This window comes from Paenibacillus wulumuqiensis, assembly GCF_000971965.1.
Lineage (GTDB): Bacteria > Bacillota > Bacilli > Paenibacillales > Paenibacillaceae > Saccharibacillus > Saccharibacillus wulumuqiensis.
The window spans coordinates 50,187-71,766 of sequence record NZ_KQ040795.1 but is presented as its reverse complement, the minus strand read 5'-3'; the positions used below and the strand labels follow the sequence as shown (position 1 = coordinate 71,766).

18 protein-coding genes are annotated in these 21,580 nt (G+C 50.1%); 4 read left to right on the top strand and 14 right to left on the bottom strand.

Going from position 1 to position 21,580, the window contains the following annotated elements; genetic code table 11:
- Positions 1-32: 32 nt before the first annotated feature.
- From WH45_RS07130 to WH45_RS07120, 3 genes are all read right to left on the bottom strand, one after another.
- Complete coding sequence (locus WH45_RS07130; protein ID WP_046213717.1) at positions 33-863, bottom strand: TerC family protein; 831 nt, start codon at positions 861-863, stop codon at positions 33-35.
- Positions 864-1,263: 400 nt separating this feature from the next.
- Positions 1,264-1,764 (bottom strand): anaerobic ribonucleoside-triphosphate reductase activating protein, encoded by a 501-nt coding sequence (gene nrdG / locus WH45_RS07125; protein ID WP_046213716.1) that lies wholly within the window; start codon positions 1,762-1,764, stop codon positions 1,264-1,266.
- Positions 1,764-3,896, bottom strand: coding sequence for an anaerobic ribonucleoside triphosphate reductase (locus tag WH45_RS07120; RefSeq protein WP_046213715.1), 2,133 nt, complete (start codon positions 3,894-3,896; stop codon positions 1,764-1,766). Before WH45_RS07120 ends, nrdG begins: the two co-directional genes overlap by 1 nt.
- Positions 3,897-4,234: 338 nt before the next feature.
- On the opposite strand from WH45_RS07120, the gene WH45_RS07115 reads away from it, so the two are divergent.
- Entirely contained in the window at positions 4,235-4,543 is a 309-nt protein-coding gene (locus WH45_RS07115; RefSeq protein ID WP_017812536.1) for an MTH1187 family thiamine-binding protein, read from the top strand.
- Between the two features lie 347 nt (positions 4,544-4,890).
- Here the strand turns inward: WH45_RS07115 and WH45_RS07110 are convergent, their stop codons facing one another.
- The 6 genes from WH45_RS07110 to WH45_RS07085 all read right to left on the bottom strand — a co-directional run bounded on the left by WH45_RS07110 (position 4,891) and on the right by WH45_RS07085 (position 10,460).
- A complete protein-coding gene (locus WH45_RS07110; protein ID WP_052723661.1) occupies positions 4,891-5,460 on the bottom strand; it encodes a VanZ family protein in 570 nt (189 codons plus the stop codon).
- A gap of 28 nt (positions 5,461-5,488) precedes the next feature.
- On the bottom strand, positions 5,489-6,358 hold the full coding sequence (locus tag WH45_RS07105; protein WP_046213714.1) for a D-Ala-D-Ala carboxypeptidase VanY: 870 nt from the start codon (positions 6,356-6,358) through the stop codon (positions 5,489-5,491).
- A gap of 98 nt (positions 6,359-6,456) precedes the next feature.
- On the bottom strand, positions 6,457-7,545 hold the full coding sequence (locus WH45_RS07100) for a HAMP domain-containing sensor histidine kinase (RefSeq protein ID WP_046213713.1): 1,089 nt from the start codon (positions 7,543-7,545) through the stop codon (positions 6,457-6,459).
- Positions 7,538-8,233 carry a response regulator transcription factor gene (locus WH45_RS07095; protein ID WP_046213712.1) on the bottom strand — a complete coding sequence of 232 codons (696 nt, stop codon included), beginning with the start codon at positions 8,231-8,233 and terminating at the stop codon, positions 7,538-7,540. Before WH45_RS07095 ends, WH45_RS07100 begins: the two co-directional genes overlap by 8 nt.
- Before the next feature lie 968 nt (positions 8,234-9,201).
- The gene (locus tag WH45_RS07090; RefSeq protein WP_046213711.1) at positions 9,202-9,684 is read right to left on the bottom strand and encodes a copper amine oxidase N-terminal domain-containing protein; all 483 of its coding nucleotides are present in this window, start codon (positions 9,682-9,684) and stop codon (positions 9,202-9,204) included.
- Between the two features lie 293 nt (positions 9,685-9,977).
- Positions 9,978-10,460, bottom strand: a complete 483-nt coding sequence (locus WH45_RS07085) for a stalk domain-containing protein (protein ID WP_046213710.1) — start codon at positions 10,458-10,460, stop codon at positions 9,978-9,980.
- Positions 10,461-11,075: 615 nt separating this feature from the next.
- On the opposite strand from WH45_RS07085, the gene WH45_RS07080 reads away from it, so the two are divergent.
- Together WH45_RS07080 and WH45_RS07075 are read left to right on the top strand one after the other, a co-directional pair.
- The gene (locus WH45_RS07080) at positions 11,076-11,657 is read left to right on the top strand and encodes an RNA polymerase sigma factor (RefSeq protein ID WP_046213709.1); all 582 of its coding nucleotides are present in this window, start codon (positions 11,076-11,078) and stop codon (positions 11,655-11,657) included.
- The gene (locus WH45_RS07075; protein ID WP_046213708.1) at positions 11,650-12,573 is read left to right on the top strand and encodes an anti-sigma factor domain-containing protein; all 924 of its coding nucleotides are present in this window, start codon (positions 11,650-11,652) and stop codon (positions 12,571-12,573) included. Before WH45_RS07080 ends, WH45_RS07075 begins: the two co-directional genes overlap by 8 nt.
- Positions 12,574-12,675: 102 nt before the next feature.
- On the opposite strand, the gene WH45_RS07070 is transcribed toward WH45_RS07075, so the two are convergent.
- Positions 12,676-14,151, bottom strand: coding sequence for a potassium/proton antiporter (locus tag WH45_RS07070; RefSeq protein WP_046213707.1), 1,476 nt, complete (start codon positions 14,149-14,151; stop codon positions 12,676-12,678).
- A gap of 257 nt (positions 14,152-14,408) precedes the next feature.
- Between WH45_RS07070 and WH45_RS07065 the strand changes: the two genes are divergently transcribed.
- On the top strand, positions 14,409-15,968 hold the full coding sequence (locus WH45_RS07065; RefSeq protein WP_046213706.1) for an HD-GYP domain-containing protein: 1,560 nt from the start codon (positions 14,409-14,411) through the stop codon (positions 15,966-15,968).
- 39 nt (positions 15,969-16,007) lie between these two features.
- On the opposite strand, the gene WH45_RS07060 is transcribed toward WH45_RS07065, so the two are convergent.
- The 4 genes from WH45_RS07060 to WH45_RS07045 form a co-directional block, all read right to left on the bottom strand.
- A complete protein-coding gene (locus WH45_RS07060) occupies positions 16,008-18,686 on the bottom strand; it encodes a YhgE/Pip domain-containing protein (RefSeq protein ID WP_046213705.1) in 2,679 nt (892 codons plus the stop codon).
- Between the two features lie 463 nt (positions 18,687-19,149).
- Positions 19,150-19,860, bottom strand: coding sequence for a YoaK family protein (locus WH45_RS07055; protein ID WP_046213704.1), 711 nt, complete (start codon positions 19,858-19,860; stop codon positions 19,150-19,152).
- A 326-nt stretch (positions 19,861-20,186) separates the two neighbouring features.
- Complete coding sequence (locus WH45_RS07050) at positions 20,187-20,858, bottom strand: hypothetical protein (RefSeq protein ID WP_046213703.1); 672 nt, start codon at positions 20,856-20,858, stop codon at positions 20,187-20,189.
- Positions 20,859-20,861: 3 nt separating this feature from the next.
- Entirely contained in the window at positions 20,862-21,575 is a 714-nt protein-coding gene (locus WH45_RS07045; RefSeq protein WP_046213702.1) for a GNAT family N-acetyltransferase, read from the bottom strand.
- Positions 21,576-21,580: the final 5 nt, after the last annotated feature.

The window sequence follows — 21,580 nt, the reverse complement described above, 5'->3', positions numbered from 1 at the left end:
CCATCAATTGCAGCCGGACGATGGTATCGGGTTTACAGATCTTCTTTGATTTCTTGTTTTACTTCTTTTACCGCATTCTCATCTTCCGTGATCGTTACTTTACTGGACAGGAACCAGCCAGCCAGTGCGATAGCGACGAGGACCACGTAGAAGCTGAGCTTCCAGATGGAGTTTTCCGGGAAATGCTCAGGCAGGATAGCGAGAGCCGGATGCGCCAGTGTAATAACGGTCAGCTTGATACCGACCCAACCGACGATTACGAATGCAGCGACTTCCAGGCCCGGACGTTCCTGCAGCAGTCTGACGAAGAACGAAGCGGCAAAACGCATAATGATCAATCCGATCAGACCACCCAGGAAGATGACGATAAATTGTCCGCCATCCAGTCCGCCGATCGGTGGAAGTCCACTTGCCGGCAGAGCTACTGCCAGCGCTACCGCTGCCAGAATCGAATCGACGGCAAAAGCGATATCCGCAACTTCAACCTTGAATACGGTCATCCAGAAACCAGACTGCTTTTTCGGATTGGCTATAGGGCCTTTGTCCTCGGCAGCTTCCTCGGTTCCAGCCCGTTTGGAGATAATCGTACGGACGATATGATTGATGGAAATGTACAACAGATAAAGAGCACCGATCGCCTGAACCTGCCATACATCGACGAGGAAGGAGATCAGGAACAAGGAGCCGAAGCGGAAGATAAAGGCTCCGAACAATCCATAAAACAAAGCTTTCTTTCGCTGGTCTTCCGGTAAATGTTTTACCATGATCGCCAGTACGAGCGCGTTATCTGCGGCCAACAGACCTTCCAGCGCAATCAATACGAGTAATACCCAGCCATACTCTAACAACAAAGCTGCATCCATGAGACTCCTCCTAAAATATAGTATATTCCGGTCAGATGACTGAACCGTGTATTAAAAAAGACCTTTACCACAAAGGTAAAGGTCTCCCAAAAAATAGCGGGTCTTCACCAATTTGTGGTAAAGGTCTCGCTAACAATGTTTGTTAATCATTGCCAGGCAGAACCGGGGTTATTCACCCGTAATGACGACTGTGCCTGTACAGCTACTCCCCTTTAACAGGAATAGAATTATGAAGTTAATACCGGTAAAGGAGCCCGATAAAACAATAAATTTCTTTTGCAAATTCAATCTGCATTAAGGAAATCATATGCAATTCAATCGCAAAAGTCAATCTTTTTTATTTCCAGTATTATTCTGATATAGAAAAAAATACACAATCATGACCGCTGCCAAATTCAAATCACATGGTGATCGGCTGACCACTGATCAAGCTGCGGGCAATATCAATAATGCGCTGATTGCTACTTCCGCGATAGAGCAGGGAGACATCCCGCTGCTGCTGAACAAAGCGACCATCTATCAATACGTCGCATAATTGCAAAAGTTTCATATATTCAGGAGAAGTGTGTTGAATTATTTCTTCCCATGTATATCCGCTGTAGATCCAGATGGAGAAATCCGGCAAAGCTGCACGAACACGAGACACAAATCTGGACACTTCTGCCGCAGAGAAAAAAGGATCACCACCAGCAATAGTAAGGCCGCTGAGCAGTGGATTGTCCGCTATTTCCTCGATAATCTGCTGCTGGAGCTCCGCAGTAAATGGCTTGCCCGCTTGAAAAGACCATGTATGCGGGCTGAAGCAGCCGGGACAGCGGTGAGTGCATCCACTGATAAAGACAACAGCCCGCAGCCCCGGCCCTTCGTTGATCGACTCGGGAATATAACCGCAAATATTCATCAGCTGTGCTTCAGTCGGTCGCGTACTTCAGCCTGCTTGGCCGGATTGAACCGGGTCTGGTAATCGCCGGTCAGATACCCGGTCACCCGGCGCAGTCGTGCGATATGGACTTCCTGTTCGGAAGCACCGCAGTCCGGACAATGTGAACCGATGATGCCTTCATGCCCGCAGGCGGTACAGCGGTCAATCGGATGATTGATGCTGAAATAGCTGATATCGCAGGACAGCGCATACTGGATAATCCGGGTCATTGCTTCCGGATTATGGCGGGCATTGCCATCCAGTTCGATATAGGAGATGGCGCCGGCATTGCAATAATGGTGGAAAGGCGCCTCCAACCGGATTTTGCGGGCAGCGGTGACCGGATAATAGACCGGGATATGGAACGAATTGGTGTAATACTCCCGGTCGGTCACGCCTTCGATAGATCCGTACAGCTGGCGATCGTTTTGCACGAATTTGCCGGATAATCCTTCGGCAGGTGTCGCCATCAGCGAGAAGTTCAGATTGTGGCGTTCACTCAGCGCATCACAGGCTTCGCGCATATAGGCAATCAGGGAGAGGGCGCGCTCGTATACCTGCTCGTCTTCGCCATGATGGACGCCATAGAGAGCCTTCATGCATTCGGCCAGACCGATAAATCCGATCGACAGCGTACCATGCTTGAGACAGTCGCCCACCTGATCGTCCGGCTGCAGCTGGTCTCCGCCTTCCCATACCCCTTCACGCATCATAAAGTCGGATGCCTTGGCAGGCTGCATGGCCTGAATCCGGTAACGGTGCAGCAGTCCCTCGGCGGCAACCGCGATACATTCATCCAGTGCGCGGTAGAATCCCTGCTCATCCGGTACAGCCGTGTCCGATGGACGGGAGGAAGAAGCGGTACCGGCGAGCCTGATGCTGCCATGAATGCTGTCTGCCTGCTGTCTGGTGACGGGATTGTGGTCAGCGGCAGATCCGGTCTGGCGGTAAATGCCGTGATCGATCCCGAGCTTCACCAGATTAATCGTATTAAACGAAAGATTACCTTTGCCGGACAGGTGATTGCGTCCGAACCGGTCAGCTACGACCCGTGTGCGGCAGCCCATGGTGGCAAACTCGGTATCCGGCTCTCCAGGAATCATGTATTCCGCATTGAGCGGTGCATCCAGATTGGCGAAGTTCGGATACAGCCGCCGGGAGGAGCACTCCACTGCCTGCAGGAACAGGTCATAGTTGGGATCACCCGGCTGCTGATTGATGCCCTGCTTGCATTTGAAGATCTGGATCGGGAAAATCGGTGTCTCTCCATGGCCCAGTCCACGCACGGTAGCAGCCAGCAGACTCTGCACAATCAATCTTCCTTCAAGCGATGTACAGGTGCCATAGTTGATGCTGGTAAATGGAATCTGGCCACCGCCCCGGCTGGACATCGTGTTGAGGTTGTGAATCAGGCTCTCTGCCGCCTGATACGTCTCTGTACGGGTCTCTTCGACCGCATATGCATATGCCTGTGGGTAATCTGCAGCCAGCTGCTCATCGCCCATGGCGGCCTGTAGAATCAATGCTTCCAGATTTTCTGCAAGATCGGAAGCACTGCCTGTTGTCGGTGCAAAATAGCGCAGTCCTTTGCGCAGATGCTTGCGGAAGGAGCGGGTTACATAGGGAGCGAGATCATAGTCCAGCTTATTGGCAGCCACGCCGCCGTACTGGGCATTTTGCTGGCACTGGAAAATAATCGCCACCTGTGCCATGGCGGTCATGATGGAATTGGGAGTACGCAGACTGCCGTTCCCGCTGCTGAATCCGTCCCGCAGCAATTTCTCAAAAGGGATAAAGATACAGTTGGTCGTTCCCAGTGCATAATGATCGAGGTCATGAATATAGATGCGGTTCTGCCGAACAGCCTGCAGTACAGGTTCAGGCAGTACATTCTGACGGGTATACCAGCGGGCATATTCGCTGCCGAGACGGCTCATTTTGCCGGAGAAACTGTCTCCGTTCAGGTTGGCATTTTCTCTGGCGGACTCATGTTCGCCGTGAATAATATGATCTCCCAGCTCTGCAAGCGGCAGCAGATGGGCATATGAATCCGAAGGGGCAGCAGCCGATCTAACCGGCTGAGGAGCGGAGGAAGGTCGCAATATGGTCATAAATCATCATCCTTTCCCGATATAAGTGTGCAATCCGGTCTGCTGGCTCTGAGGGCAGCAGAAGTTCACCTTATTCTATATATAGATGCATATATGATGATATGACCCAATATATTGACAAATGCAGCGAAAAAAGCATTGCTGAAAATGGAGATTGCATGACAGGAAAAAGGCAAATATGTGAAGTCTGCAGATGTGACAGCGAAGCGCGGGTAGGCAGCCTGTTCATCTGGGGCCAAGACAGGTGAATACCTCTTCGGCAGCAGGCGCGGTTGGAAAGGGGACATAACAGGTTTAATATAAGAGAATAAACGTATTTCACCTGAGGAGGAGATTATATGGCAATTGCAGAAGTAACGGTTATTCCGATCGGAACAGGCAGTACAAGTCTGAGTGCGTATGTAGCGCAGATGCAGCGCGTGCTGAACAGCCAGCAGGGAATTACTTTTCAATTAACACCGATGAGCACGATTATCGAGGGAGACATCAAGGATGTGATGCAGGCGATTCTGGCGCTGCATGAGTGTCCGTTTGACGAGGGAGCAGGACGTGTATCCACTTCCGTCAAGATCGACGACCGGCGGGATCACCCGACATCCGCCCAGTACAAAATCGAGTCGGTTCGGCAGAAACTGGCTGATTCCTGAGCAAAATGGAGCAGGATCAAGACCTTTTCAATAGGGCACGGCAAAATTAATGCGATTTTTAGGTGCACTTCATGAACCTTTAAGATAACCCGGTTATAGTAAATGCATACCCCTTTTGAATATATATAAACGACTTGAACGCCATGGACTGCGACCGTGGCGTTCACTTTTTTTGCCCAATATTATAAAAGAAGATACCTAAAAAGCGAAAATTAATGTTTCTTTCAGGTTTCTCTCAGGTTATTTTAAGATGAGCAGGCTACAATGTCTGTAATAACCCCTTTTGAATTACTATATCTTGGACTCCATCAGCTGCGAATGATGGAGTCCCTTTTTTTGTTCTGTGATCAAATTCCGCTTTTGGAAGTGTGTTGGGTGGTTGTCGGAGCCGACTGGGTACCGATGAACCATTGAACGAAAAAGACGATCACCGCAAAACCAGCGTACCCGATTACCCCGCCCGTCGTATTGAGCATCAAATCATCCACATCGAATATGCCCATGCCCGTCAACAGCTGTGTTACCTCATAAGCAAGGCTGAGAAGAAAAGATAGCGGCAGTACCAGAACAGCCGATAATAACCGGCGCTTCAGCAGTACAGGAATGAAGATTCCCAGCGGAATAAAGGCGAGTACATTACCGATCAGCTGGATAGAGGTGTGCGATGGATGCAGGGATAGTCTGCTCCAGTCTCTTGAAATTTCCTGGAAAGGTATCAGATTAACCGTTCGCGTATAGATCAAATCGGGCTGCTGCAGCCATGCCAACAGCTGTATTTTGACCATGCCGGGATCGATGGGGCTTCCCTTGAACAAAATCATTCGGGTCAGCAGATACAGGTAAATGACGAGCAGGATAAGCGGAACGATCCCGAAGGTACTCTTCGCAGGGCTGCTGCGCGGTGTAGGATGATTCATGTAGGACTCCTCTCCTGGCATATGGCCGTTATTTTTTGGCGGTCACAATAATTCCTTCTCTATTATCTCCGGATATTTCGTAAGAACCCTGCAGCGGGGCATAAATCGTCGTGTTAGGTGCGGCATGGTAATAGCGGATATGATACTCATGACCATCCAGCTCGACCGCAATTTCTTGCTGTTCTTTTAGAAAATCAAGGTATTGTTCGAGCACCATATTCTGTTTGTACATAATGGCGCTATGCGGGAGTCCCACATACCGAAAATGCCATGGTTCGTATTGAATACCTGTAATATCAACCTTGTCTTTCGGATACCGCAAAATGAAGCCATATTTCCACGCGTTTTGCTCCAGCCATTTTCCTTCCGGCGCTTCGTTCATCGTTGTTAGAGTGGAGCCGATATCAAGAGACAATCCGAAGTTATGCTCGCTGTGACCGGCAGGAAGTGCATAGTCGGCTCCCTTTTCCCGGTACAGCTCGTCCTGCTTGTCCCAATTACGGTAGCCGCTGCTCAAAAGGAAGGAATGGACGCCTTCTTTGGCAGCCGCTGCGGTCATCTTCTGGAACTGCTCTGTCGCCTGCCGGGACAGCATAATTTTCCGATCCAGTAACCCGTAGTGTTGCTCCGGATCAGTCTGCTTGGCAACAACTGCAATATCGTTCTTGACGCCTTCCGGGTGGATCGGATACTGATTGTTGATCAGCAATAAGTTCCCCTGATGTACCAGACTCTCTATATTTTTGGTTACAGGGACGGTATAGTTCCAACCGTCCTGCTGTGTATTTTCCGTATCAATGGATAACCATTCCCTGTGCTGAATCCATACGGCTGTTGCGGCGGCAATGATACAACAGAGCAACAGGATGCCTAACGCAAAAAACCACTTTTTCTTCATCCGTGTTCCCCTCCTCTGTATACTATCCAGAATAGGGGAAAGGGATTAAAGAAAAAGTGGGGCATTTTTAAAGTTTTTCTTAAATTTCATATCGAAACTCATGACAATGCGGGCAGGCGCACCTCGAACAGGGTACGTACAACATTGCTCTGGACCGAAATGGTGCCATCGTGCTGCTCCACAATATTGCGGGCGATAAATAGTCCGAGTCCTGTTCCGCCTTCCTGCGGAGTACGTGCCCGATCAGCCGTATAATACATATCAAAAATGTAAGGCAGATCCTCGGGAGGAATATGTCCTCCGTAATTGATCACTTGAATAACGATCTGATCCTCTTCCCGTGATCCATGAATATCCACATATACTCCATCTTTGCCATGACGCGAAGCGTTCATTAACAGATTCTCGAATACGCGGGCCAGCAGCTCGCCATCACCGGAGACGACCAGGTCGGCATCCAGCTTCACACGGGTGATCAGATGATTTTTCTCAAAGACAGGATACATTTCCTCGTTCATCTGTTTGAGCAGTTCGCTCAGATTGAGCTGCGTTTTCTGTACGGTCAGCATGCCATAGTTCATGCGGGTAATCTCAAACAAGTTATCGATCAATTTCTCCAGGCGTCTGGATTTGGTAAAGGCGATCGTTGTAAAGTGCCGTACCTGCTCTTCGGTCAGCTGATCGTCCTTCATCAGCAGATCGAGATAGCCCAGTACCGAGGTCAGCGGGGTTCGCAGATCATGTGCAAGATTGACAACAAGCTGATCTTTGCTGTTTTCGGCAAAATCTCCCCGTTCGATTGCCTGCTGCAGCTTCTCGCTCGCCAGATTCACATCTTCGGCAATCATGCCCAGCTCGTCCCGGGAAGAAATCTGTACCCGATGCTGAAAATCCCCATTTGCCAAATGGCTGATGCCTGCGGAGATATCCCTGAAGTAGGCGGCATACGGCTTGGTAAACCAGAAGAAAAACAAAATGGCGAGCGGAATAAACAGCAGCAGGAAAAAATAAATATCCCCGATATTTCTCATAAAATGGCGGTATTGGGCAAGAGGATCTTCCGCCCGTACGCCCGAATAATAGGCCTGCAGCAGTTTGTAGACGCCATAGGTGATGGCGCCGGAAGCGAGCATGCTTAAGCCCAGCAGCAGGATCATGGTCGTGCGGAAACTTCTTTGTTTAGTCATTGAACGTGTACCCCACGCCCCAGATCGTCTTGATAAATTTGTTCTTGTCCAGATCTTCCCCGAGCTTTTTGCGGAGGGTGCGAATATGGACCATTACCGTATTGCCGCTCTCGTAATAGGTCTCTCCCCACACCTGTTCGAAAATGCTTTCTGCGCTGAATACCTGTTTGCTGTGGCTGGCGAGAAGATACAGAATATCGAATTCCTTGCGCGTCAGCTCCAGCGGTCTGCCGTAGAGTGTCACACTGTGCTGATCCGGCATAATGATCAACCCGCCCTTTTCCAATATGCTACGCTGCGCAGGCGCAGACTGGTTGAACTGCAGAGAGCGCCGCAGCTGGGAATTGACCCGTGCCACCAGCTCCATCGGATTGAACGGCTTGGTCATATAATCGTCTGCCCCTGTAATCAGGCCCGTAATTTTATCCATATCCGATGTTTTGGCACTCAGGAAAATGATCGGCATATGATGATGTTCCCTGATTCTGCGGGTGACTTCATAGCCGTCCATGCCAGGCATCATGATATCGAGTACCGCCAGATCGATCGCCTGCGTCTGAACGGCATCCAGTGCGGACTGCCCATCCAGTGCCTTGACGGTCCGATATCCTTCCTTTTGCAGATGCAAAGCGACCAGATCGGCGATCTCTGCTTCATCATCGGCAATCAGAATCGTAATTCGCTTCATGATGCATTTCACCCCTGTATATGATGGTATCAAAGCACGATCTATTTTGAATGTAACAGATACGACGCGGAAAGCAAACTGTCCGCCTCAATTATGAAAGGAGGGGACAGAAGAGAGGGGTGACAACGCATTATAACCCCATAAATTGGACGATCCCCGGCAGAAACACTGTGTGAGTGATTCCGCCGGGGATCTTGGTATTGCGTCTTATGTTTGATTTTACTGAATGCCATAAGCCGTTATGCAGCTTACGAGCCATATGTGAATTGCTTCATGCTCAACAATTTGTGTATTGATGTCGCCGGATTTTGCGGATGGCATGTTGGGATGCCGTGTGGTGCAAAATGTACTGCTTTAGTTACAGAGTCAGATTGCGTAGATCTGCTCTCCGGTGTTCATATGGCTGCTTAACTGCAGCTATCGTTAACCCGTTAACCCCGTGTGCGGTGAAAGTGAAATGTGTAGACGGGGACGGTTTTGGTTCGCTTGCTTTGTGTATACAGAGGCAACCTGTTATAAAATGGTCTGTGTCTGCATACGTTGAATCCAAAACAACAAAAGCCCTACCTCTCTTCTGTCCTTGCGGCTCCGATGACCGCGCCAGTGTGAATCAGATCGTCAAATTTCAAATGTGTTGGGATAAAAAAGAAATTTGGGATGATTCCGGCAGCACCCGGAAAAATTTGCGAAGGATAAAACCGAGGGTTAAAAACAACTCTTCTATCATATAACAGATTGAAGTGAAAGTCAAATAATTACAGTATAACCTGTATTATTAAATAATAATTCTGTAAAAGCTATGAGAGCTATGAAAGTTATGGAAGTTGTAAAAGCTGTAAAGTTATTTTATTCCCACTAAAAAGACACTCCCCGCAGAGAGTGCCTGTTTTACCGAGCGAAATAGGATGTTCAAAAACAGACCTGCTCCGAATAATCAGAGAACAAGCAGGATATCGGGAGAATACCAATTAGTAGCGTTTGTACAATGTCACCAGTCCATTTTCATAAACAAGTGTCCAGTCGAGCGTATCCGCTACCCATGATGCAGGAACGAGCACATGACCATCCCGGGAAATGATCGGCGCATCCGCTCTCATCTCCATATTGTCGACTCTGTAACGGCTGCTGTTATCCCAGAATTCGTAACGGGCGAGCCCGGTGTCCAGCCAAGTCGTACCTGTGGCTGCATCGTAGGATACGGTCGCGCCATCCATGCTGTCGGCCAGATCGCGCAGCGGAATATAGGCTACATTGTTATACACCGTAGCCTCGGTATCCACCGGTTCGGATAGTCCGTTAACCATATACATATCGCTGCCAACCGTAAACTGAATAACTTTGGTCTGCAGCTCCGGATTCTGGTCAGCGGTCGTCTCGGCGGCAAAAGCACCGGCAGCAGGCAGCAGCAGGGAGAGGGACAGAGCAGGGACGATCCATTTTCTGAGTTTCATATGCACAGCTCCTTTTCAAATCATGGGATTGGAAAAGCCTTGGAAAACATGGCAGCATGAAAAATAATATGGACAGCAGTACGCTTTCTTGATCAATCATTAATTAATAAACCCGGCATAAACCGCTCAATCAGCTTTTAACATAAAAAGATACAATTTTGTAAACTTTTATAATATATTTTGCATGCAAAAGCCCTGACCGCTATAACAAGCAGTCAGGGCTGTAAGGGCGTGACAGGGAACGATGGTATTCGATCCTGATCGCCGTAGTATGAATATGAAGAATGGGCGGATTAGTACGTTTTGGTAAGAGTGATCATACCGTTATCGTAAGTCAGATTCCATTCAAAGTTGTCTGCGAACCAGCGAACCGGTACAAGTACATGTCCATTTCTGGAGATGACCATGTCGTTCATGCCTTTACGCATGTTGTCGACTTTGTATACTTTGGAGTTCGCCCAGAACTCATAACGCTGGATACCTGTGTCGAGCCATGTTGTGGAAGTAGCTCTATCATAGGAAACTCTCATGTTGGCGTTGTTGGCGAGGTAGCGCAGCGGTACATATGTAGTACCCATGTATTCGACAGGCATGATGCTCATGCTCATGGATTGACCATTAACCATGTACATTTTGCTGCCCAGATTGAACTGGATAGCTCTTGTCTTCAGCTCAGGGTTGTAATCTGCAGTTGTTCCTTCGGCAGCGAATGCGCCAGCAGCCGGCAGTAACAGGGAAAGTCCAAGAACAGGTGCGATCAGTTTTCTCATTTTCATAGTGTATTGCTCCTTTGTCTAATGTATTATTCTGTCTGTACCTGATGAGTAAAATCAAAGCGCTATCATGAGGTTGGAGTAGTCAAGTGGATCTTTCGGTCTTTGCCGGCCGTGCTGGTCTATTGGAGCCAGGGCGGAGAGCCCGGAGATCAAGTTTGTTACCTTGCTGTCTATGTATTGTATAAACCTATTAAGGAGTAGTTAATCAGATAGTACCAAAAAAGGTGGATTTATACGCTTACTGCTATGTAAGACCTAAGCCTATGGGGATGGTTTCCAGTTTGGCGGAACAGGAAGAATATAGCCGTAGTGCCGGTATCAGCAAAAGCAAGCAGGCAAACCACATAAAATTAAGGAACCAAATGACTATGTAAAATGACTGCGTGCGATTATGGTTATCTGTTCCAAGACGGTAAAATTGCCTTGCAGGGAAAGGATTTTGGTCAGAAAAGCATAGGAGGAACGGCTGGAAACGAAAACGTTTACTCAAAAATAAGGATGATAAAAGAGGGCTGTCAGGCGTTCAACGACAAAAAATAAATATTGCAAAAAGTCATCCATCGCAATATTTCCTGCGAACGCTATAATATAAGGGAATGGGAAAGGAGCCCTTGGATGAATGACATAACTGATGATAGAGAACTCATGCGGCGTATTGCCGAAAAGGACACCGATGCATTGGAGCATGTATACGACCGTTATGAGCGGGCTGTATACTCATTTGCCTATCGTATCGTTCATGACACGATGACTGCGGAAGAGGTTGTTCAGGAATTATTTCTCAGAGTATGGAATAACGCGGAACGTTATGACCGGAGCCAGGGGAAACTCTCGACATGGATGTTCACTATTACGCGTAATATAGCAGTAGACATGCTGCGGCGCAAAGCCTCCCGTGCTACAACTGATCCGTCCGGTGACGAAGCACTTCAGGTATTACCGGATACGAAAACGAATGTACAGGAGCAGGTATCGCTGAACTGGGAACGAGAGCGTATACGCGAAGCCATGATGGAACTCCGGGAGGAGCAGCAGCAGGTGATTGAGTCGATCTATTTCCAGGGACTGACTCAGCATGAAGTATCTGAAAAGTTCAGCATTCCGCTTGGAACCGTGAAGAGCAGGGTACGCCTTGCCATACGGCAGCTTCATAACAAGCTTGCTGAAGCGGTAAAGGGGGGAAACGCATATGAGTAACGATTACAAAAAAAGCGATATGATGGATATGGTCGAAATGTATGTGCTCGGCGGTCTGGATCGTGAAGAAAAGGAGCGGTTTGAAGCATATATGACACAGGATGACGATTGCCGTACAGCTGTAGAAGAGCTTCTGGATATTATCGGTTTCCTTCCGCTGACTTCCGAGATTGTGGAGCCGCCGCAGGGCATGAGAAACCGTGTTCTGGAACGGGTACTGGGCAGCAGTAACGAGGCAGGCAGCAGCAGCGCAGCCGAGGGTACGCCGATGGCCTACCGGGATGCCGTACCCAGCACGATACCGGCAGCGATACAAAAGGAGGCTGCGCGGCCGTCGACCGCTGCATCAGTGGCACAAGACCGGCAGCGATCAGATTCCGGCGCAAAACCAAAAGCAGGTATATTCTGGCGTGCCACAGCAGCCATAACGGCAGCAGCAGCGATTATTGCAGGCTTGTATGCCGGTAACCTGCAGGGGCAAGTTCAGGATCTGCAGCAGCAGCTCGCGATTGCGGATAGTCAGAAGGACAGTCTGCAGGGGCAGCTGGCGACCGTCTCGATGCCGACGCAGGGAGCGCGCGTGGATGAAGCGGTCAAGCTGAGTCCGGCAGCCAAGGATATTGTGGCACAGGGACTGGCTACGATCGTCATTGATGACAAAGGTACGCATCTGCTGGTACAGGCGGATAATCTGCCGAAGCTCCAGGGCAAGCAAGCTTTCCAGGTATGGCTCATTAAGGGCGATGTCAAACAGAGCGCCGGAACCTTCTGGGCAAGTAATGGCAAAGGCGCGATGTACTATACCTTTGAACCGGAGGGATATGATACAGTAGCCATTACGCTGGAGCCGGATGAGAAGGGCAGCCAGCCGCGCGGGCCGGTTATTCTCGCAGCCAGCATTCAGGATCAAGGTTAATTGAATAACCTGCCGAGCAGGTGGTCCATGGTAAAAAAGCAGCGTATCCTGTCAGGATACGCTGCTTTTGCTGTGTTCAGGGTTATAATTCGCATTTGATGTTCAGGAAGCGCCGGATGAATCCGGAACCCGTTCACCGGTGAACAGGCGGCGGATATCTTCACGTTTGGCTTTTGGACCGAGCAGATAGACCTTGTCTCCGGGCAGCAGAACGGTATCTCCACGAGGTGTGACAATCTCTTCATTGCGCAGTACGGCGGTAATCAGTACACTTGGCGGCAGATCAATCTCCTGCAGCTCGCGGTGGATCATCCGGCTGCGGCTGGTCAGCGTCATATGGGTAATCTCGGATGTGGTGCGCCCGGTAGCGACCAGCTCCAGAATCGACGGCTGCTGATCCAGCACCTTCTCGGTCAGTCCGAGCCGCTCGGCGAGCGGAGCGATCGTCGTTCCCTGAATGAGCGTGGAAGTCAGCACAATAAAGAACACAACGTTAAAGAACAGCTGTCCATGCTCGACGCCGGCCAGCAGCGGGTACGTAGCGAGTACGATCGGTACGGCTCCGCGCAGCCCCGCCCAGGACAGCAGTGTCTTCTCTCGGAAGGAGAACTGACTGAACAGGAGGGAGAGCAGCACGCCGACCGGACGGGCGACAATGATCAGCAGCAGCGACAGAGCCAAACCCTGCCAGATGATAGAGATTAGCTGATCGGTAAATACGAGCAGACCGAGCAGGACAAACATCAGAATTTGCATAATCCAGCCGAAGCCCTGATTGAACTGTAGAATCGTTCGGCGGTAGGTCAGATCGGAATTACCCATTACAAGCGCCATTACATAGACGCCGAGAAAGCCACTGGCATGCGTCAGCGAACTCACGCCATAGGTGAATAGTGCGCTGGACACAGCAAGCACGGGATAGAGACTGGACGTCTCAAAATCGATTTTATTAATCAGGAAGACAGCCAGCTTGCCGCAGATAATCCCCAGCACCAGACCAAATCCCATTTCCCAGACAAAAGACAAGATCTCGCCCCATACACTGGTCTCCGGGTTGTTCAGCAGCTCGATAAACATTAGCGTCAGGAAAACCGCCATCGGATCATTACTGCCGGATTCCACTTCCAGGGTAGAGGTGAGCTTTTTGCGTACATTCTTGTTGCCGAGGACGGAGAAGACGGCCGCTGCATCGGTTGAGCCGACGATGGAGCCGAACAGCATGCCCTCCAGCAGACTGACACCGAGGATCAGATGGGCGAAATAGCCGATAATAAAGGCCGTCAGCAGTACTCCGATCGTCGCCAGCGACAGGGCAGGCCGAATGACCGGCTTGATCAGCTTCATATCGGTCTGCATACCACCCTCGAACAGGATGATGACCAGCGCCAAGACGCCAAACCACTGGGTAATAAACGCATTGTCATAATAAATAAAACGGCCGAGAATCATCCCGGCTACGATAAAGAAGACGAGTGCAGGCATGCCAAAGCGCGAAGAAAACTTGGTCGAGAGGACGCCGAGCAGCAGCAGTGTACCAAGCAGCAGGATGAGATTACTGGTAAGATCGATAGCTTGCATAAATTGCCCCCTCCAGAAAATATTAATATGTAAATAACTACCAAAATAAATTGTGCACAATAAAAATGAGGTTTGGCATCAACTTTTAACGAATGAAATCCGAAATAAAGAAGTAGGTTAGGATGATCATGGATCGAAGCAAAATCGAAGGAAAACCCAATACTTTCCCTACACTATGTAATCCAAATGAATCGTAAATGAAACGGAACATATGCCTTGTAACCGCAGGCAAAAGCTTGAGAAATGAGGAGACATCAGTGAATGAATATCGAAAATTTCTCCGTCAGGTATTATTTAACTATATTCTTGGATCGTTAATCGCGGTCATGGTGGTCGGCGGTCTGCTCGTATGGAATACGGTTGATGCGTCGGTCATGCAGAACGTGCGCATGGTGAGCATTATGCTGGTCGCATTTATGATTATGCTGATTGTGGAAGGTATGGTATTCCGCAGGCATATTCAGCCGATTCGCGAGGCCATGCGTGAAGAGAGACCTACGGAAGAGCAGCTGGAGCGGGCATATACGCAGCTGCACCGCTTCCCCAAATTGTCGATATACCGGATTATGCTGCCGCACTTTCTGGGTCTGACGATCCCGTCGATCATCCTGTTCGTGATTGCTATTCGTTATGAATGGATCATGATGCCGGGATACTATCTGTGGATCGGTATTGCGGGGGCGCTGATGGTTGCCAGCATGCATGCTTTTATTGAATTTTTCCTGACGTCCTCGGCGATCCGACCGATGCTGATCGCGGTCAAGGAACGGCTCAAAGCCCTTTATGGCAAAGAAACGCTGCTGCTGGGCAAAATTCACCTGACGGTTCGTAGGAAGTTCCAGCTGAGCATTTTCCTGATCGGGGTATTCCCGATTATGCTGTTCAGTCTGGCCGCACAGATTCGTCTGCAGGAAATGACAGGTATCGAAGCTTCGGAATACTGGAGTTGGGCCGGTCTCGTGATTGTCGTCAGTATCGCTTTTAGTATTGTGGGCGCACTGCTGCTCGCCCGTGATGTGGAGCATCCGATCAACAATCTGTACAATGCGATGTCCCGGATCAAGGATGGCGATTTTAGCGCGGATGCACTTGATTATTATTCGGATGATTTCTCCCTGCTGATCTCGGGATTCAACCATATGGTACAGGGACTCAAAATGCGGGACGAACGCAATCAGCTGCTGCTGGACAGTTATTTTGCCACGCTGGCGGCAGCGCTGGATGCCCGTGATCCGTATACGGCAGGTCATTCTCTGCGTGTGGCCGATTATGCGGTAACGATCGGCAAGCGTGCCGGACTCTGTGCCTACGACCTGGATCAGCTGCGCAAAACGGCGCTGCTGCACGATATCGGCAAAATCGGCGTCCAGGACTCCGTCCTGCTCAAGGATGGCAAGCTGACCGATGAAGAATTCGACCAGATCAAAAAGCACCCGGAAATGGGCGAAAGCATCCTGCGTCAGGTGGAGCCTGCGGATGCGATGCGTCCCTATCTGCCGGGCGTGCGCTCCCATCATGAGCGGTTTGACGGACGCGGGTATCCGGATGGTCTCGAAGGCTATCATATTCCGTTGTTCGGCCGTATTATTGCGGTAGCGGACGCTTTTGACGCGATGACCTCAGACCGTCCGTACCGTAAAGGCATGCCCAAAGTCAAAGCGATCTCCATTCTGGAAGAAGGACGGGGCACCCAGTGGGACCCGCAGCTGGCGACGCTGTTTATCGAGCATTATTACAGCACCCAGGAAGCCAGACCGGCTGCTCCCGACACCGACAGCATCCATGTTCCACGCAAAGAAAAAGACCTGATCTTATGATCAGGCCTCGGCCTACAGTGTATATGCTGCAGGTTTTTTTTATGGAATCATTTTGGTTTTTTTGGCTTTCTCGGCCATTTTCTCGGTTAACGGACCGAGCGGCTTTTTGAACAGCAGGGCGAACAGGATGAACAGCAGCATGAAGATGATCAGATACCATATATCCTTGTACACCGTCGTCATCAGCATCCCGCCGACCGTCTCGCGCAGCAGTTCGACCGCATAGGTGAACGGGAACCATGGATGCAGATGCTGGAAGAATGTACCGGTCATGCTGACCGGGAAGGTACCGCCCGAGCTGGAGAACTGAAGCACCAGCAGAATAATGGCCAGACCTTTCCCGATATTGCCAAATACGGACACGAGCGTGTACACCATCGTGACGAACACCATACTGATCAGCATGCTCATCGTCACGAACCATACCGGGTCCACCACATAAGCTTTGAGGATAAACAGATCGCCCATCGAGATAACAAATGCCTGCACCAAACCAATCGTCATAAAGGTAAACAGACGGCCAAAGTACACCTGATACGGACGGAAGCGGCGCTCCGGATTGTCGACTTCGGCTTTGAACATGGAGATCAGCAGCATGCCGCCGACCCAGATCGACAGGGTCGTATAGAACGGTGACATCGATGAACCGTAGTTCGGAATCGGATAGGTACGCACCTGCTTCAGATCGACAGGGCTGGAGAGGAAGTCACTCTCCTGCTGAATATCGCCTTTGAGCCATTTGATAATCTGGGACAGTTCACTATCGCTGTTTTTAAGCAGCCGTACTTTGTCGGCTGCACTGCGAACGGATTTCTCCAGACCCGGCAGGTCGTTGCGGACAAAGTCGCCGACTTTGTGTACGGCCTTTTCCGCTTCCGGCAGTTTATTCTGAATCAGGTCGGTAATTTTGTTCAGCTCGCGCTCAGCACGGGGCAGATCATTGCGGACAAAGTCTGCCGCCTGATGAACTTTATCTTCAATGCCGGGCAGATCATGATTTACGAAATTGGCGGCTTTGTTGACCACCTCGGTAAACTGGGACATCCGGCTCTGGATCAGCTCATTGGCGTCATGCAGTTTCTGCCGAATCTGCGGCAGGTCCTGCTTGAGCAGTCCAAGCTCTTCCTGGCCGAACTGTACGCCGCTCTGGGCATCGTTCAGCACGGCTTCCACATCGGGTAGGGTAGCCTGCGCGGTGTGCAGCACATCCGCCGCATCACGGGCAGCTGTCTTGAGATTATCCAGTCCGCGATTAATGTCCGGTACGATCTCGGCGTCATAGATGGAGATAATATCACCGAGTGTATCGCTCGCCTCGGTCGACAGCTGGCGCAGATTGTCCAGAATCTCGCGAGCCGGCTGCTGTCCATTTTCAATCGCCTGACGGATGCTGCGCACGAGTGTAATCTGGCGTTCCATCAGATTATGCACATTATCCAGCCGGCTGATCATCCGATCCAACGGATGGTTCGGCAGCACGTTATTGATCCGGCTCAGCAGATCGGTCGTACGCTCCAGAATGGCTGCGCCGCGGGAGAGCCGCTGATCTAGAAACGATAGCGTATCGATCGCTGTCTGTGGATCGATATCCGCATTTTGCACAGCATCGACCAGCTGTGTCGTCGCATCGGCGGTCTGCTGGAGCAGCACCAGATTCTGGCGGATGACCGGAGCGATCGAGTCAAAGGCCCCATCATTTTCATCCAGGAAGGTATTCACCCGGTCGGCAAATTCGGTACCGATATCCGTAATTTCCTTGACCTTGGGCAGTGCCTGCTGGGCCGTACTGATAATATTCGCCAGCTTGTCCGCATCTTCAATCGCCTGATTCAGCGCATCCTCGACTTTGTAGAAATTCCGGTCCAGTTCACCGACTTTGTCGGCAGCATTCTGAATTTCAGGCAGCCGCTTTTGCAGCAGCAGAATCTGGTCACCGGCTTCGCGGATTTTCGGCAGATTGTCCTCGACTTTGAGGATCATATCGCCGGCTTTCTCGATATCGGGAATGCGCTTTTGCAGCTCGACGATTTTCTGGGCCTGCGCATTGATCTGCGGCAGCTTTTTCTCCAGTTGCAGCGCCTGATCGGCAAACTGGTTAATCTCCGGCAGCCTTGATTCCAGCGTCAGAATCTTGTTCTCGATATTGCGGATCGTCGGCAGCTCTTCTTCCAGCTTGATGCCGGCTTCCTGCATTTTGGTCAGCACCGCTTCGCTGGCGGTGCTGACAAATTCCTCGCTGATCTGCTGGGTTAGCGTGGTGGCCCCTTTGTCCGTAATCTTGGGAGCGATAGCACTGATCTTCTCATTAACCGTATACAGAATCTGCGGCTTTACCGGCTTATCGGTCAGAATACTGCCGATTTTCTCGGAAAAGTCGGACGGAATCAGCAGCGTCGCATAATAATCCCCATTATCCAGACCTTTCTGTGCCTGGGCACGATCGACAAATGTCCATCCCAGCGTATGGTTCTTTTTGAGATTATCGATCACCTGATCGCCAACATTAACTTCTTTGTCCTGAATGGTCGTGCCTTTGTCTTCATTGGTAACGGCAATAATAATTCCCGATGTGTTGCTGTACGGGTCCCACATCGCCTTGATATTGAACCAGGCATAGACAGAAGGCAGCAGCATAATCGCAATCACGAGCAGAATTCCTGTCGATACGCTGAATAGATTTTTCCAGTCGGTTTTGTAAATTTCCCATATATTTTTCATAAAATGATTCTAACCACCCGATACATAATATTCAAATCTGCAGCATGTCTTATTACCCTGAAATAAGGGAGCTGCGCGATATAAGTCAATAAACATTCTACAGCAGGGATGGAACTTGCCAAAAAGGGAGCATGCTGCTGGATTGAAAGCGTCGGAAGCGGGTACGAGAGGGGAAAGGTGAAGCCTATGAATCGGTACCCCGGTGATCAAATAGGGGGTACGGCATCAAGGGTAAAAGAGTAAGTTGCAAAGATACAGATGCGAAAATAATTGAGGCTGTGAGGTAGTATCATGCTCTGGCTGCCGGTTCTCGGCAAAATAGAGTGCTAACCCCAAATTATTTAGGTAACCTATCTAATTATACTGCAATTATGCTCGTATTGCACGGATCATTGCATAATGTTGCAGAATATTCATGAATGACATTAAGCCAGTAACCTGTTGCCTTCCAGCCACACTCCGCTTAGCGGGAAGTGGCTGAATGGCGAAAACGGGCATAGGCAATCCCCAAAATAATGACCATAATGACAATCGGAATCCAGATACCGAGCAGAGTATGAGATTCTTCAATCAGCGCTGCGACTACAGCTCCCGCTCCATAAATGACGACTGCAGCGAAGCGTAGCACCGTGTCTGTAGAGAGCCGGCGTCTCTGATCTGCAGAAGAACGTCCGAACCACTGGCGCATATGGGTGACCAGATCCTCGATCACACTGGCAAGATTATTGGTAAGTACGGTCGTCGAGATCCCGGCGACAGCCAGCTTGCGGGCCATGGTTGTCTGCATTCCCATCGTCAAGCTGAGCAGGATGATCAACGTATACTCCATCGCAGGCACCAGCGGAGCGGAGGACAGCCAGGCAAACAGCAGGAAAAAGACCAGCTGCACCGAAATGATCATCGTCATCCGGGAAGACCAGACCGATCCGGGATGGGAGCGTCCAAGGAAAAGAGTACCTGCCGCATTGCCGATAATAAAGCCGACAAAAGCAGCACCCGAGCGCATCAGCGAGACGGTGTGCAGATGACCGAGCGCCATCCCCATAATGATAATGTTACCGGTCATATTGGCCGTAAATACATGCCCCAGCTGCAGATAACCGATTACATCCACGATGCCGGATACCATGCAGAGCAGCAAAATAATCAGATTGCGGTAAAATGTGGATTGCATAAACAAACTCCTTTTCAAACGTTGTTATCGATCATTAATCATACTATAAATGGAGCATGAGGTTCGACAGATTCTTCTTTTTATAAATATGTAATATTTACCAAATGGCAATTTTTAATCAAAACCTCTTGCCAGAATTCCAAAAGTACGTTAAGATTACTTTGCATGTAACTACGACATAGATGGCACATAATATAAAGGGCGGCTGTAGAATCCTGATTAAGGAGACTACAGCCGCCTGTTTTTATTTGTCCTTTTTGAGCTGTTTTTTTGCTTATTTAAAATGTATTTAAACCAAACATGATTCCAAGGTGAGTATACGTTTTCTACAGAGGCAGCAGTGCGACCTGATCACGCTGGCCGACCGTCTGTACCATCTGCTCCCAGGCATCCGGCTTCTGCGCCAGTACAGCGTAGTAGCGGCGCAGGAACTTCTCGATCAGCGCGCCCGGCAGGGAATGCACGGATGGATCATAGGACAGGAAGCACAGATCCAGCTCGGATACCGCTTCACCATCATTATTCCACGACGGATGCACATAGGTGAAATCCAGACGTCGGTAGCCGAGATGCGCCAGCACTTCACGGCGTACGAACGGGTCCATCGGCTTTACACTGCCAAATTCATGACGCTCGGCACGATAGGGATCGTAGATCTCTGCGAACATGCCGGATAGTTCCTTGCCAGCCGCTGCAGCGACTTCCCGCAGATCCGCCTGACGATGCTGAGCCAGAAACGGTCCGATGCCCAGTCCCGGCTCCCCGATAATCGTAAAATCGGTCATGGCGACATTATCGTCCTCATAGTAACGGTATTCGGTCGCACCAACCACGTTACCTTCATGCACAGCAACGAAGACACGGATGCCCGGATCTTCCAGAGGCTCGCGCCACAGCTCGAACTCCAGCACTTCTTCCGGCGGGAAAATGCGTCCCATCAATTTGTGCATATCGGCGAACAAAGGATCATCAATATGAGTAATGCGTACATAATCCATCTTTTAACTTCCTCCCTGATTGGCTGCCGGTGGCAGCGGATTTTTCCATTCCATTAATACCGCATGGTTGAGCGATTCCTCATCATCCAGATAATCGGCAATCACCGTCAGCGGCGTCCTGCCGCATCGCATCAGAAAAGAAATGACCGGATCATACAGATCGCCGCGGGTGACACGCTCGACATACTGCTGTGGAGTACAGCTGTCCGCTACACGGTGATAGCCGGGCATCCGGCCTGCCCCAAGCAGACGCTGCAGCCCGAGCGAGGCTGTCACTTCATACATCGACTGCATCAGCAGCTTGCCGAGCCCCCACTGACGGTAATCGGGGTGCACACATAGATCAGCGACATACAGTGTATCTCCGTCAGGCTGATGATTGCGTATATAACCGTGATCCGTAATCTCTTCCCATGTATGCTCCGGGTGCTGCTCGTCAAAATTGATCAGCAGACTGGTCATCGAACCTGCGATCACTCCATCAATCTCCACGCACAGCGCTCCCTGGGGGAATCGGCTGATATGCTCCTGCAGCTGCTCTTCATTCCACCACAGTTCCGCCGGGTAGGGAGGCGGGAAGGCAGCAGCCTGAATCTCGATCAGCCGCTCAAAATCCTTTGCCATATAAGAGCGTATAACAGCAGGATATGGGCGCTGTTCATGGAATACATAACAGGACTTCTCATACTGACTTGCTCGCTGAGACAGCGAATTCATGCTCT

Coding starts and splice junctions, on each gene's coding strand:
- WH45_RS07100 (WP_046213713.1), bottom strand. CDS start 7,545: ATGACTAAACAAAGAAGTTTCCGCACGACCATGATCCTGCTGCTGGGC.
- WH45_RS07120 (WP_046213715.1), bottom strand. CDS start 3,896: ATGACCATATTGCGACCTTCCTCCGCTCCTCAGCCGGTTAGATCGGCT.
- WH45_RS07110 (WP_052723661.1), bottom strand. CDS start 5,460: ATGAATCATCCTACACCGCGCAGCAGCCCTGCGAAGAGTACCTTCGGG.
- WH45_RS07130 (WP_046213717.1), bottom strand. CDS start 863: ATGGATGCAGCTTTGTTGTTAGAGTATGGCTGGGTATTACTCGTATTG.
- WH45_RS07060 (WP_046213705.1), bottom strand. CDS start 18,686: ATGAAAAATATATGGGAAATTTACAAAACCGACTGGAAAAATCTATTC.
- WH45_RS07105 (WP_046213714.1), bottom strand. CDS start 6,358: ATGAAGAAAAAGTGGTTTTTTGCGTTAGGCATCCTGTTGCTCTGTTGT.
- WH45_RS07090 (WP_046213711.1), bottom strand. CDS start 9,684: ATGAAACTCAGAAAATGGATCGTCCCTGCTCTGTCCCTCTCCCTGCTG.
- WH45_RS07050 (WP_046213703.1), bottom strand. CDS start 20,858: ATGGATTATGTACGCATTACTCATATTGATGATCCTTTGTTCGCCGAT.
- WH45_RS07045 (WP_046213702.1), bottom strand. CDS start 21,575: ATGAATTCGCTGTCTCAGCGAGCAAGTCAGTATGAGAAGTCCTGTTAT.
- WH45_RS07075 (WP_046213708.1), top strand. CDS start 11,650: ATGAGTAACGATTACAAAAAAAGCGATATGATGGATATGGTCGAAATG.
- WH45_RS07055 (WP_046213704.1), bottom strand. CDS start 19,860: ATGCAATCCACATTTTACCGCAATCTGATTATTTTGCTGCTCTGCATG.
- WH45_RS07095 (WP_046213712.1), bottom strand. CDS start 8,233: ATGAAGCGAATTACGATTCTGATTGCCGATGATGAAGCAGAGATCGCC.
- nrdG (WP_046213716.1), bottom strand. CDS start 1,764: ATGAATATTTGCGGTTATATTCCCGAGTCGATCAACGAAGGGCCGGGG.
- WH45_RS07080 (WP_046213709.1), top strand. CDS start 11,076: ATGAATGACATAACTGATGATAGAGAACTCATGCGGCGTATTGCCGAA.
- WH45_RS07070 (WP_046213707.1), bottom strand. CDS start 14,151: ATGCAAGCTATCGATCTTACCAGTAATCTCATCCTGCTGCTTGGTACA.
- WH45_RS07115 (WP_017812536.1), top strand. CDS start 4,235: ATGGCAATTGCAGAAGTAACGGTTATTCCGATCGGAACAGGCAGTACA.
- WH45_RS07085 (WP_046213710.1), bottom strand. CDS start 10,460: ATGAAAATGAGAAAACTGATCGCACCTGTTCTTGGACTTTCCCTGTTA.